The organism is Leuconostoc holzapfelii, from assembly GCF_012396485.1.
Taxonomy (GTDB): Bacteria; Bacillota; Bacilli; order Lactobacillales; family Lactobacillaceae; genus Leuconostoc; species Leuconostoc holzapfelii.
In genome coordinates, this window is record NZ_JAAXPO010000001.1 from 269658 (window position 1) to 282388 (window position 12731).

At 44.0% G+C, this 12731-nt stretch carries 12 protein-coding genes; 2 read left to right on the plus strand and 10 right to left on the minus strand.

Annotated features, from left to right (window positions below; genetic code table 11):
* Positions 1 to 46 precede the first annotated feature (46 nt).
* From HF966_RS01240 to gnd, 3 genes are all read right to left on the minus strand, one after another.
* Positions 47 to 1417 (minus strand): gluconate:H+ symporter, encoded by a 1371-nt coding sequence (locus tag HF966_RS01240; RefSeq protein ID WP_168675847.1) that lies wholly within the window; start codon positions 1415 to 1417, stop codon positions 47 to 49.
* 93 nt (positions 1418 to 1510) lie between these two features.
* Positions 1511 to 3049: a gluconokinase gene (gene gntK, locus HF966_RS01245; protein WP_168675848.1), complete on the minus strand. Its 1539-nt coding sequence runs from the start codon at positions 3047 to 3049 to the stop codon at positions 1511 to 1513.
* A 104-nt stretch (positions 3050 to 3153) separates the two neighbouring features.
* Positions 3154 to 4062, minus strand: coding sequence for a phosphogluconate dehydrogenase (NAD(+)-dependent, decarboxylating) (gene gnd / locus HF966_RS01250; RefSeq protein ID WP_168675849.1), 909 nt, complete (start codon positions 4060 to 4062; stop codon positions 3154 to 3156).
* Between the two features lie 165 nt (positions 4063 to 4227).
* Here gnd and HF966_RS01255 point away from each other — a divergent pair, with 165 nt between their 5' ends.
* The gene (locus HF966_RS01255) at positions 4228 to 5079 is read left to right on the plus strand and encodes a MurR/RpiR family transcriptional regulator (protein WP_168675850.1); all 852 of its coding nucleotides are present in this window, start codon (positions 4228 to 4230) and stop codon (positions 5077 to 5079) included.
* Positions 5080 to 5113: 34 nt separating this feature from the next.
* On the opposite strand, the gene udk is transcribed toward HF966_RS01255, so the two are convergent.
* The 4 genes from udk to ccpA form a co-directional block, all read right to left on the minus strand.
* Positions 5114 to 5746, minus strand: coding sequence for a uridine kinase (udk, locus tag HF966_RS01260; protein WP_168675851.1), 633 nt, complete (start codon positions 5744 to 5746; stop codon positions 5114 to 5116).
* Entirely contained in the window at positions 5746 to 6459 is a 714-nt protein-coding gene (gene budA, locus HF966_RS01265) for an acetolactate decarboxylase (RefSeq protein WP_168675892.1), read from the minus strand. Before budA ends, udk begins: the two co-directional genes overlap by 1 nt.
* A gap of 143 nt (positions 6460 to 6602) precedes the next feature.
* Positions 6603 to 8459, minus strand: a complete 1857-nt coding sequence (locus HF966_RS01270; protein ID WP_168675852.1) for an acyltransferase family protein — start codon at positions 8457 to 8459, stop codon at positions 6603 to 6605.
* A gap of 118 nt (positions 8460 to 8577) precedes the next feature.
* Positions 8578 to 9585, minus strand: a complete 1008-nt coding sequence (gene ccpA, locus HF966_RS01275) for a catabolite control protein A (RefSeq protein ID WP_168675853.1) — start codon at positions 9583 to 9585, stop codon at positions 8578 to 8580.
* A 206-nt stretch (positions 9586 to 9791) separates the two neighbouring features.
* Between ccpA and HF966_RS01280 the strand changes: the two genes are divergently transcribed.
* Entirely contained in the window at positions 9792 to 10889 is a 1098-nt protein-coding gene (locus HF966_RS01280; RefSeq protein ID WP_168675854.1) for a M24 family metallopeptidase, read from the plus strand.
* A 33-nt stretch (positions 10890 to 10922) separates the two neighbouring features.
* Here the strand turns inward: HF966_RS01280 and HF966_RS01285 are convergent, their stop codons facing one another.
* From HF966_RS01285 to HF966_RS01295, 3 genes are read right to left on the minus strand one after another with little or no spacing between them, the layout of a single operon-like run.
* On the minus strand, positions 10923 to 11657 hold the full coding sequence (locus HF966_RS01285) for a CPBP family intramembrane glutamic endopeptidase (RefSeq protein WP_168675855.1): 735 nt from the start codon (positions 11655 to 11657) through the stop codon (positions 10923 to 10925).
* A gap of 2 nt (positions 11658 to 11659) precedes the next feature.
* The gene (locus tag HF966_RS01290; protein WP_168675856.1) at positions 11660 to 11884 is read right to left on the minus strand and encodes a hypothetical protein; all 225 of its coding nucleotides are present in this window, start codon (positions 11882 to 11884) and stop codon (positions 11660 to 11662) included.
* Positions 11877 to 12701, minus strand: coding sequence for a Cof-type HAD-IIB family hydrolase (locus tag HF966_RS01295; protein WP_168675857.1), 825 nt, complete (start codon positions 12699 to 12701; stop codon positions 11877 to 11879). Before HF966_RS01295 ends, HF966_RS01290 begins: the two co-directional genes overlap by 8 nt.
* Between the last annotated feature and the right edge of the window lie 30 nt (positions 12702 to 12731).

Here is a 12731-nt window from a genome sequence, read left to right on the forward strand (position 1 = left end):
ATTAGTGTCAACAAAAAAACAGAATTAAAAATTCTGTTTTAAGGTTTTATGCAAATAATGTTGTCATGATCAGAATCACAATTAAACCAGTCACCGAGATGATTGTCTCCAACACGGTCCAAATTTGAAATGTTTGCTTAACAGACAAGTCAAAGAATTCTTTAAAAATCCAGAAGCCAGCATCGTTGACGTGTGAGGCAATTAATGACCCTGCCCCAATCGCCAAAGCGACAAAGACTGGTAACAACGTGTTACCTGGATTGGCTGCCAATATTCCTGTCACAATCCCTGCGGCCGTCATCCCAGCCACCGTGGCTGAACCGACTGAAATACGCAACACAGCAGCAACACCCCAAGCAAATAATACCACCGCAATCGGACTCATCGACCCGCCTGCTTGGAAAGTTGTCGCAATCTTATCTGATAACCCTGAAGTCACCAGCACCCCTCGCAAGGCACCACCGCCACCAACAATCAATAAGATACCAGCAACCGCTGACATGCCTTCATTCAAAGACTTGCCGACTTCGGTCATTGACTTATTTTGCCAAATGCCCATCGTAAAGATTGCAAAAATCAAGGCAATTGTCATCGCTACAGCAGGATTAGCCGCAAATTCAACAATTTGATCAACCATGCCTGGATTTTTAGGTGTAACGCCGCCTGTGTAAATCAACTTATACACTGTTGCGATGATCATGAAGATCAAAGGGAAAACAGATGTGAGCACAGACAAAGCAAAATTAGGCGTTGCGTCTAAATCATATTCCTTTACAGGACCAACAGCTTCAATTTCTGTTTTAAATTGGAATGCGTCTGGTGCATACTTTTGTGCTAACTTGGTAAATGCTGGCCCAGCAACTACTGCTGTGATGACCGAAACAATCAAACCAAAAATCAACATCATCCCAATATTTGCACCCAAAGCAGAGGCAACAGCCGTTGGCGCTGGCTGTGGTGGTAAGAAGCCTTGCGCTGATGACAAGGCTGCTGTCATTGAAATCCCAAGATAGAGCAATGGCACCCCAGCTTCAATGGCAACCGCAAAGACGATTGGGATAAGCAAAACCATGCCGACACCAAAAATCATTGAAATACCAATGATAAATGACGCAATCAAGACTGCCCATTGCAAGCGCTTCACACCAAACCAATCAATCAAGGTTTTAGCGATTCGGTATGAGCCACCCGCATCAGCGACCAAGCGACCAATCATGCCACCAAAAATAAAGATGACTGAGTTTGGTCCTAAGATGTTTCCGACACCTTGTGCGCCAAGCACAGCGTCTGGAATTTTCATTGGCTTCATGCCAAGGAGCAAAGCCAAAATAAAGGCCGTAATAATCAATGAAACAAATGTATTCAACTTGAACTTGGCAATCAAGAGCAACAAGATCAAGATTGAAATAATCAACATGACGAATTCCACGTGTATATATGGCGCGTTCCCGTTATGACGCGCTTTCTCCTAAATCTAATGTTTATTACTGCTGTGGTGTTTCCCACCAATTTACTTGGTATGCTTGCGTTGGTATGTCGCAATATTTTCATATTCTGTCTGCAATTGGCGCGACAAGCGAATGAAAATTGGCGCTAATTCGCGGTAAGCTTCAAAGTTTTCTGGCATTGGTTGGTAAGTATTGGCTGAACCAACATATTTCTCAATGTCATAGAGATCATCAATTAACCCTAAAGCTTTTTGGGCAACAATGACCGCCGCTAATGAACCCGATTCAAAAGCTTCTGGCACCGTGACTGGTTGTTCAAAAATATCGGCAAACATTTGCCGCCACAATGGTGAACGCGCAAACCCACCTGTGGCTTGGATTGACTTCAAGTTACCCACAACTTCTTCTAAGGCCAAGCTGACCATGTAAACGTTGAAAGTAATCCCTTCTAGGACTGAACGCAGCATATGTGCACGTGTGTGTCCATGATTCAAGCCAAAGAATGATCCACGTGCGTTAGCATCCCAGATTGGGGCGCGTTCGCCACCTAGGTAAGGGTGGAAAATCAAGCCTTCAGAACCAGCTGGCACGCGGGCAGCAATTTGTGTCATCAAATCATAAGCATCTGTGCCCAGCAAAGCTGCTGTTGACTTTTCCGCATCAAACATATTGTCACGCGCCCAGCGGAAGACATCCCCACCGTTGTTGACTGGTCCGCCAACAACCCAGTGATCCTTATCCAAGGCGTACGTGAATGTCCGGCCCTTTGGATCAATGACTGGTTGGTCAGAAACGACACGAATGGCACCGGATGTCCCAATGGTAATTGCCGCCACGCCTGGCTTGACCGCGTTGACACCCAAATTAGACAATGGCCCATCACCGGCACCATAGACAAACGGTGTATCGGTTGGAATACCGATGATCGCCGCGTATTCAGAAGCCATTGTGGTTTCATATTCATATGGTTCAACTGGTGTTGGTAATTGTGCTTTAGTAATCCCTGTCACCGACAAGGCTTGCTCATCCCAATCGAGATTAAAGATGTTAAACAACCCTGTCCCAGAAGCCAAAGAAATATCCATCTTATTGGCACCAAACAAACGGTGGAACAAATATTCTTTAATACCCATGAAATGTGCTGCTTGATTGAAAATGTCTGCGTGTTCAGCTTTAAGCCATAACAACTTAGACAACGGTGCCATGGGGTGAATTGGTGTCCCAGTCTTTTGGTAGATTTCTTGGCCAACACCGGAAGCCTTTAAGTCTTCTGTGTATTTCACTGCACGTGTATCCGCCCAAGTAATGACCCGAGTTAATGGCTGCCAATTTTGATCAAAGGCAATCAAAGAATGCATCGCTGATGAAAATGATACCGCAGCAATCTTATCATCGTCTTGCAACTTTGCTGCGCGAACCACTTCACTCAAGGCGTCGATCAAAGCTTCAAAGATTTCGTCCAAATCTTCTTCAGCCATGTCAGGCACATCACGATAAAGCTTGTACCCTTTATTGGCACTTGCAACCACTTGGTTTTGATCATTAAACAACACCGCTTTTGTTGATGTTGTTCCTAAATCAACGCCGATCATATAGTCCATAATATTACCTCATATTATTGATAATCGTTCAACAAATCACATGACACAGAAAAAGCCCCCTAGCGGGAGCCGTCTGTTCATTGATATGAACAGTCCAAAATTGCTTACTTAGCAGAGTCCATTGCGTGACCACCGAAGCCATTACGCAAAGCTGAAACAACCTTACCAGTAAATGTGTCGTCTTGCAATGAACGGTAACGCATTGCAAGTGACATGTAGATAACAGGTGCTGGTACGTCAAGATCCAATGATTCTTGAACAGTCCACTTACCTTCACCAGATGAGTGCATACGACCAGCAATAGCATCCAACTTAGGATCCTTGGCGAATTGTTCTTCAGCCAATTCCATCAACCATGAACGGATAACTGAGCCGTGGTTCCACAACTTTGAAACTGCTTCGTAGTCGTAGTCGAATTGTGAGGCTTCCAAAACTTCGAAACCTTCGGCGATGGCTTGCATCATACCATATTCGATACCGTTGTGAACCATCTTCAAGTAGTGACCTGAACCCAAACGACCTGTGTACAAGTAACCATCTTCTTCAGCGATTGATTCAAACAATGGTTCGATGATCTTCCAAGCTTCGGCATCATCGCCACCAATCATGAAGTTACCACCATTACGGGCACCGTTCATACCACCAGATGTACCAGCATCGAAGAACTTGATACCAGCAGCAGTTGTGCGCTTGTTTTGTTCCAAGTTATCCTTATAGTTAGAGTTACCACCATCGATGATGATGTCGCCCTTGTCCATCTTTTCAATCAATGTGTCGATTGTTGAGTTGGTTGGTACACCAGCTGGCACCATTACCCAAACAGCCTTTGGTGAAGGCAACTTTGCCAACATGTCATCAATGTCAGTTGCCCCTTCAATAGCTGATGAATAATCAGTTGCTGCCTTAACAAAGTCAGCGTTCAAATCAAACGCAACAACTTCGTGACCGTTATCAACGGCGTTCTTTACCAAGTTCAAGCCCATCTTACCAAGGCCGATCATCGCAAACTTCATGGTTTACTTACCTCTTATGTTTTTTGTATTTTTACTACGCTTTTATTATATGAAAATTTTTTACATAATGCAAGCGTATTATTGTAAAAAGTTTTCGTTTCTTGTATAGTTAGTTTATAGGAACAACGATATTTTGCGCATTGCGCAGTAAATAGGGAAAGGCCCATGGCTCAAAATATTATCGCGCAACTTCGCGCCCAAAAAAAACAATTTAACGCCACTGAAAATAAACTTATTGATTATATTCTAGCAGACACCCAGCGTGCGCAAGAAGCGACCATTCAAGAGCTTTCTAACGGTTCAGGTGTTTCCACAGCAACCATTTCTCGTTTCGCCAAGAAAACTGGTTTCGACTCTTTCCGTGAATTTTCCGTGGCGCTGGCCAGTGCTGCAACCACTACGACACCGGTAGATTTTTTCGGTGAAATTACGGATGATGATGACACGATTGCCATTTCACAGAAAGTTTTTGCCGGTGCCACGAACGCTTTGCATGCCACGTTAAACCATTTAACTGCTGAAGCTTTAGAAACCGCTAGTAATGCACTCATTGCTGCGCGTCGCGTCGGCTTTTTTGGTATTGGTGGGTCATCCATTGTCGCCTTTAATGCGTACCACAAGTTCTTGCGGACACCACTTGACGTGATTGCACATCCCGATTATGATATTCAACTCATGCAGGCTGTTAAATTAGACGTTGACGATGCGGCCGTGGTCATCTCGCATTCTGGTCGCAACAAGGATACCCTGTTAATCGCGCAAAAACTCAAAGAAAACGGCGTCAAGGTAATTGCCATCACCTCTTTTGCCGAATCGCCACTCGCAAAAATCGCCGACTTGGTCCTTTTGTCACTCGCCGAAGAAATTAATTTCCGCAGCGAATCCATGAGTTCACTGATTGCCCAAATCACTTTAATTGATACGCTATTTACATTGGTTGGCTCTCATTTCTCACAAAACACGCAAAATGTCGTAGATAATATGCGCAGCGTCATCGAAGAGACGCGCGCCCACTAAAAAACAGCCAAACGTGCTCACGTTTGGCTGTTTTTTAGTCTTTTTTTAACATCGCTTTGGCCTGATTGGTCAGCATATCAATTGCCACCAAATTCTCGCCACCCTCTGGGACAATGATGTTCGCATAACGCTTGGTGGGTTCCACGAATTGATGATACATTGGCTTGACCGTCGCCAAATATTGCTCAATGACCCCACGAACCGTACGCCCACGTTCTTCAATGTCGCGTTCTAGACGGCGTAAGAAACGAATATCGTCATCTGTATCCACAAATATTTTCATGTCTAACAAATCACGCACTCGTTCATCATTGAAAAGCAACACACCATCAACAATGACCACATCTGCTGGGGCCACCCGCTCAACCTCTTTAGATCGCGTATGATTGGCATAATCATAAATAGGCTTATCAATTGCTTCATGGCGAAGCAACCGGCGCAAATCTGAAACAAATAAATCTGTTTCAAAAGAATCTGGATGATCGTAATTCGTCAAAACCCGTTCAGACATGGGCTTTTCCGATTGATCTTTATAGTAAGAATCTTGTTGTAACAAAATAGCAGATGAACCATCTACCGTCAATCGTCGCACTAACTCACGACTAACCGTTGTTTTCCCAGAACCAGATCCGCCAGTAATCCCAATCACAAGGGGCTTTTTTGTCATTACTTGCGCCCTCCTTCACTGGCTTCAATCCCTGCAATGAGGCCATCAAAATCTAAGGTCATTTGTCGGAAATCAGGGTTATCAATTGGGAGATGTTGGACGAACTCATCAAAAATTTGTAAATCACCCGTCACCTGCTCGGCAGAAAAGTCAAGAATATGCCCAGCAAACTGATGGTCGTCTGACAAAAAGTGCACGTGCCAGCCAGCAGCGGTTGGCCCATTAAAGATTTGTGGCGCAAAATACCCCACAACGGTCCCAGAAATATTTTCTGCTTCAAATTCTGGTTGGTTTTCAGCCACTGATAATAGGCTTGGATACGGCGGCACTTGCTTTGGAGCAATTCTAACGTGCATGTGTGAAAAATCACCGTGGAATTTGATCGCCGCAAAGACTTGTTGCAACTGGGCGGTCTTTAATTGCGCACTCAAATTTGAAAAAGTCACACTTGAAAATGGCAACTTTTGTGTTGGGGCATCAAAATGGACTGAAGCAAACGGCAACAACGTGTCCGGATCAGTAATGTGATTGACTTGGCCGTCACTTTGCGCTTGATAAACTTCACCAGCCAAAATAATGACTTCGCCATCCAACCCATCAATGGTCCCAATGCCGGTATCCCCTTGTTGTCGCAACTCAGCTACTGTAATTGTGCCTTGCATTTGTTTACCCATGAGCATTGCCAATGTCCCATGCTGATATAACCGACTCATCTTATATTTTTGTGTGTCTGTTGACACACTTCCTCCAATTTATACTGTCTTATATTTTAAGCGAATAAAAAATGCCTGTAAAGCATTACGGCTAATTTTTTTTCAAATCATTGCCGCAAATAAAAAAACTACCCTAAGGTAGCTTATTTGACGTGATTGACCCGACTCACGGTTTCAACCAATAAACGGACGTAATTACGATCACCTAGTGGGCCTTGATGTACCCCATCATCAGCAAACCAATCGGTGTGTTGCTTTGCTAAAGTATACCAATCCACAACATGCAAATTATGGTAATCTTTTTGGGCAGCGGCGAGCATCTGATTATTGCTATCCTGCCAAGGCCGTGATTGAACAAAATTGTTCATCCAGTAAACTTGGCGTTTTTTGCCGACGATTGCCATGATTTGATCAAGATCTTGGCGTTTGATTTCCCCGTTTGTTCCCAGACCAATCAAAATGTTCTCTGGGAGTTTTTCTGAACTAGCCGCTTGCGCGATAATTTTTGGTGTTTGATACGCTTGACGCCCAACCGCGGCATCGACCACCATATGGGGGTTGACCTCTTGCAAGTAAGGCGCGGCATCTAACATGACGGAATCGCCAAATGCTTGAAACGCCATCCCTTGAAAGGCTAAATATTGTGCCGGTTGCAACCCGTAATTGGTCACAAGACTTTTTTGATCCGGTGTTAATGTAGCATTTTGCCTGTTTTTTGACGTTTTTGCAGCGTTCTTCTTGGCTAACGCATTGCGTTTTGCGACTTCGGATTGATTCTGACGCAGTTTCTTCTCCAGAGCCGTTTCAGGTTGTGCTTGACCGGCACGCGGGTCTAATAATCCGTGACCAATAAATAAAATCACGACCACAAAAACGGCAAGTAGACCAAAAAAACGATTGCGTGACGTTGCTAACCGATGCACACGATTTTTCATATCACCTGGTTTGCGGAACCTGGTTTCCACAAAGCGATAACTTAATTCACTGATCAACAAAACCAAAGTCACTTCAATGATGAGCTGCCACCAGCTCGGCTGGAAATTTGGCACCAATTTTTCATAAAACACAAATACAGGTAATTGATACAGATAAATACTATAACTTCGTGTCCCAAGATAATCGAGGACTGGATTATCCAAGCCCCGACTTAACCAAGATGAGGGATGTGCCACTACCGCAATTAAAATCGTCATGATGGCGGTCATGAGGTACATCAAGCCATAATACGTCGCATGTTGCTGACCATTGAGGCTAATCAAACCGACTAAAGTTAACGTTAAGGCCACCCCACCGACAATGTCTAAGCCTTTTTTCACCTCAGGTTGCACTGCTGGATTCAGATGCGTTGATGGCCAGATAAAGGCGAGTGCCGTCCCTAACAAAATGGCAAATAACCGTGTATCCGTGCCATAATAAATGCGATTAATGGCATCCGGTTGATAGAGAACTGCCATCAAAAAGGCACTAATTCCCGACACAACCAACAACCCTATGGCAACGTGGTGACGCTTAGGACGTAATTTTAAGATGCCCCATAATACAAATGGCCAGACAAGATAAAACTGGCCTTCAATAGAAAGTGACCACAAGTGCGTAAATGGTGAGGCACCGCCAAACTGCTGGAAGTAAGATTGCCCATGACCAATCGCCCAAAAATTATACACATACAATAAATTTGTCAAAACGACATAGCGTAAATTATAAATTAACTGGTGGTCAAAGAGTAAAATCATGACCACGGTAAACATCAGCATCCCCACCAAAGCTGGATACAACCGTCTTAAACGCCGGAGATAAAATTGCCAAGGGGCGATTTTATCATGACGATCAAACTCTTGAATCAACAAATCAGTAATTAAATAGCCTGATAACACAAAAAAAAGTGGGACACCAAGCCAGCCACCAACAATTTTGGTTGGCAAAAGATGAAAGGCAATAACACCAATAACGGCGATCGCACGAAGGCCGTCAAACCCTGTGATGTAACGTCTTTTCCTCATTTGAAACGGACCCCTCCCAAGAATGATTTGCAAAATAAAAAGCAAACTACTCTAACTAGTTTACTTTTTTAACGTTTAAATGTCAATTGTTACCGTTATATTTCTTTAGAATGAGAAATTAGTTGATTGTCGTCCCGCGACGTTCTAATGTATGCGGTAACTTGACCTGTGTATCGTCAATAATTTCGTTATTCATCAATTTTGTCAACATCCGCATGGAAACAGCACCAATATCATATTTGGGCTGCCCAATTGAGGTTAAATCAGGCCGTGTCACGATGGCAAACTTGGTGTCGTTGGACGTGATAATTTCAAAATCTTCTGGCACACGTTTACCATGATCTTGCATGTAATTCATAATGCCAAGTGCCACTTCGTCATCATAAGCAATCACGGCATTTGCTTCAGATTGCATAATCTTTTCGGCAATTTGCAGCCCTGCGGCATAGTCTTGGTGGGCTGTGAATAACAAATCCTCATCAAATATAAGTCCCGCTGCATCCAATGCCGATTGATAGCCAACTAAGCGATGCATGCGATTAATGGCATGTGACATTGGCCCAGTCACCAAGGCAACGCGCTGATGACCATGTTTGATCACCGTTGCTGTTGCTTCTTCAACTGCTTTCACATAATCGATATTGACACTTGGCAACTTCCCTTCGCTGTCCAATGAGCCAGCCAAAACCACTGGCGCATCTGCTGCCGCTATGGTGTTGAGCACTTCACGGTCCAACTCGTTTCCCATGAAAATAATGCCATCCACTTGTTTGCTGGCAAGATTATTAACTGCCATTGTTTCGCGCACAGGGTCTTCATCCGTATTCGTCAGCAACACATCATAGTGATACATATTGGCAACATCATCAATTCCACGTGCCAATTCGGAATAATACATGTCTGTCACGTCCGGCATGACCACACCAATCGTCGTCGTTTTCTTGGAAGCCAGTCCCCGCGCCACAGCATTTGGATGGTAGCCGAGTTCTTCAATGGCATCAAGCACCTTACGTTTTGTCGATTCACGGACGTTGCTATTACCATTAACAACCCGGGAAACCGTTGCCAGAGACACGCCGACGCGGTTGGCGACATCATATATTGTTGCTGAACTTTTTTTCTGCATAGTTGACCTTCTTTGCGTTTTGTATTTAAGAAACCGTTTTCACACTCATATACCTTTTTTCATTATAGCAAAAATAAATAAAATTGCAAACGCTTACAAGCGTATCTCCTCAAGTTTTCATCATTGTTTCTGTTTGTTACAAGAAAAGATACTTTTAAATGGAAGTGTTAAAATGGAAATAATACATTTTAACAAAGGAACGACAAATGACTAATCAAAAACTCACGACATTAACACATTGGCTCACCGAACAACATCTCAGTGGCGCAATTCTCACGAATTTCCATACGGTTGCTTATTTGTCTGGCTTTACCTCTGACCCAATTGAACGCGTCCTTGCTTTGGTGGTTTTTCCAGACCATGCGCCTTTTCTTTTTGGGCCCGCACTTGAAGTCAACAGTATGCAAGCCAGTGGTTGGACGTACCCTGCCTATGGGTATGACGATCAAGAAAATCCTTGGGCAAAGTTAGCCCAACATATTAAAAAAGACGCGCATGGGACAGCCTTCGCCATTGAAGCCGATAATCTTACCATGGCGCGCTATCAAGCGTTGCAATCAGCCTTTCCTGAGGCAACTTTCAACGCAGATATCACCGAAAAAATCAACACCATGCGTCTCATAAAAACACCGGATGAAATTCAACACATGCTGGCTGCTGGACGTGATGCCGACCGCGCTTTTGCGATTGGTTTTGATGCTTTAGCAACAGGCGTCACCGAGCTTGGTGTTGCAGCGCAACTGGAATATGAACTCAAACGCACCGGCGTGCCTGCGATGAGCTTTGACACCCTAGTCCAATTTGGTGCGCATGCCGCTGATCCTCACGGCGCAACATCCTCACGTCAACTTAACCCAGGTGAGATGGCGCTGTTTGACCTTGGCACCATGACTGAAGGTTATGCATCAGATGCGACGCGTACTGTCGCTTTTGGTAAAATCAGCGACAAAGCGCAAGACATTTATGCCGTCACACTTGAAGCCCAACTTGCTGCCCAATCACAAGCAAAAATTGGTATGACTGCTGGCGAACTGGATGCTATTGCCCGTAACATCATTACGAAGGCAGGCTACGGTGATTACTTTGTTCATCGCCTTGGGCACGGTCTGGGAGCATCGGTCCATGAATTTCCATCGATTATGGCCGGCAGCGATCTCATCCTTCAAGAAGGCATGGTCTTTTCAATTGAACCTGGTATCTATCTGCCTGATGTTGCCGGTATACGCATCGAGGATTCGGGTTACATGACAACCGATGGCTTTATACCTTTCACGCAGACACCAAAAACTTTGCAACAATTTTAAATTAAAAAGCGCCTAACAGCTGTTAGGCGCTTTTTACGTCATTGGCAAGAAAACCTGCAACAATAACGGGATCATCGATAACGCATTATTTAACATGTGAATGGCAATATTATCTTGAAGATGCCCTGATTTTTTGTAGACAAAGGCCAAGACCATCCCCATACTCATGTAAAGTAAATAACTCAATAAATCTGACAAATTCGTTGGGATTGTTCCCATGTGTGGAAAGGCAAACAAGAAACCAGATAACAAAATGTTGGCCCACCACCAACTTTGGCGGAAAAAGTAATTAATCACGAGTCCCCGAAAAACAATTTCTTCCACAACCGGTGCTAAAAATATCGCATAAATCATCATCGCAACCATCGTGATGTTCACGTGTGATACTAATGCTTCAATTGCCGATTGGTTTTCTGTGTCAATATTGCCTGTCAATGCCATGCGGATTAGATTAATGCCATACTCAAGGCCAATCATGACAAAAAACATGCCCACAATATACCAAAGATGGCGCCAATCTCTCACATTTGGTCGGTTAAAAACTGGTTGATTAGTCGCCTTTTTCAACAAACGATAAGCGACATAGCCAATACCGAGATAAACGCTGAACATGCTGCCAACTAATAGGACCTGCATGCCAATACTTGACTGCTGATTAGCTGCAACCAATAAACTTGGCGCAACCAATAGTAGCAAAACGATCACAATAAAATTGAATAGTCGTTTACCGAATGGCTTGGGTTGTGGGTCTTGTGTGAAATCTAGCAAAACTAATCATCCTCTTCTTCATCTAAATGCGGCCGCTTCGCCAACCAAAATAGCCAAATGTAGGCCATATTGACCGCAACGACCAGCCCAATGACACTGGCTAAAGTAACAGTGAGCGACCAGTGTTGCTGGTCACTCACCACAAACAACGTGATAAATAAGCCGGTTGCTAACACCCCAAGCACCCATTGGGCAAGTAACGCAGTGTGGTGATTTTTTTTAGGCATAATTCTTCAAAAAATCGGCGATTGCCGCTTCATTATTCGTTGTTTTTAAGACAACATCAGCTATGGCTTTAATTTCTGGTTTCGCATTAGCGACCGCAACCCCAGTCCCTGCTGCTTGAATTTGCGCTGCATCATTTAAGTTGTCACCAATGGCTGCTGTTGCTTCTCGGGTAATGCCTAGAATTTTGGCCAATTCAAGCCCAGTAACGCCCTTATCAATGCCCTTAGGATTAAACTCAACGTAACGATTTGAGCTAAACGTCAATAACACATCATCTCCGACTGCCGCTGTCACTTTATCGGCAATTTCTTGCTGCACAATTGGGTCAGGATGTTCAAAAATCACTTTCATAATTGGTCCGGCGTCATTTAAAAAAGTCAGATCTGCTGACGGCATTTCAACATACGGCACTTGGCGTTCTGCCATATATTGTTTATCAGACGGTGAAATATTGTAAATATACAAGTCATCGCGCGTATAAATGTGAGTGTCAACCGCCGTGTTGACCTGGCCTAAAGCAAAAACTTGTTGCGCCAATTCAAGCGACATGCCATGCTCAACTACGATGTCTGCTTGCCCGTCAGGGGCAATGGCAACAATGGCCCCACCATTATAAGCAACAACATACTGCGTTTGTCGATTTAACCCCAACGTGGCTAACGTGCCAAAAACTGATTTATAGGATCGCCCTGTATTGGGCACAAAATACCCACCATTTTGGGTAAATTGTTGAATTGCGGTAATGTTGTCTGGATGGATGGTGCCATCATCATTGAGTAAGGTTTCATCCAAGTCCGATAAAATAAGTTGTATCATACGTGACGCACTCCCATGTCTTTTTGTTCA

Coding starts and splice junctions, on each gene's coding strand:
- HF966_RS01280 (WP_168675854.1), top strand. CDS start 9,792: ATGACTAATCAAAAACTCACGACATTAACACATTGGCTCACCGAACAA.
- HF966_RS01255 (WP_168675850.1), top strand. CDS start 4,228: ATGGCTCAAAATATTATCGCGCAACTTCGCGCCCAAAAAAAACAATTT.
- HF966_RS01240 (WP_168675847.1), bottom strand. CDS start 1,417: ATGTTGATTATTTCAATCTTGATCTTGTTGCTCTTGATTGCCAAGTTC.
- gntK (WP_168675848.1), bottom strand. CDS start 3,049: ATGGACTATATGATCGGCGTTGATTTAGGAACAACATCAACAAAAGCG.
- budA (WP_168675892.1), bottom strand. CDS start 6,459: ATGAGTCGGTTATATCAGCATGGGACATTGGCAATGCTCATGGGTAAA.
- gnd (WP_168675849.1), bottom strand. CDS start 4,062: ATGAAGTTTGCGATGATCGGCCTTGGTAAGATGGGCTTGAACTTGGTA.
- HF966_RS01290 (WP_168675856.1), bottom strand. CDS start 11,884: ATGCCTAAAAAAAATCACCACACTGCGTTACTTGCCCAATGGGTGCTT.
- HF966_RS01270 (WP_168675852.1), bottom strand. CDS start 8,459: ATGAGGAAAAGACGTTACATCACAGGGTTTGACGGCCTTCGTGCGATC.
- udk (WP_168675851.1), bottom strand. CDS start 5,746: ATGACAAAAAAGCCCCTTGTGATTGGGATTACTGGCGGATCTGGTTCT.
- HF966_RS01295 (WP_168675857.1), bottom strand. CDS start 12,701: ATGATACAACTTATTTTATCGGACTTGGATGAAACCTTACTCAATGAT.
- ccpA (WP_168675853.1), bottom strand. CDS start 9,585: ATGCAGAAAAAAAGTTCAGCAACAATATATGATGTCGCCAACCGCGTC.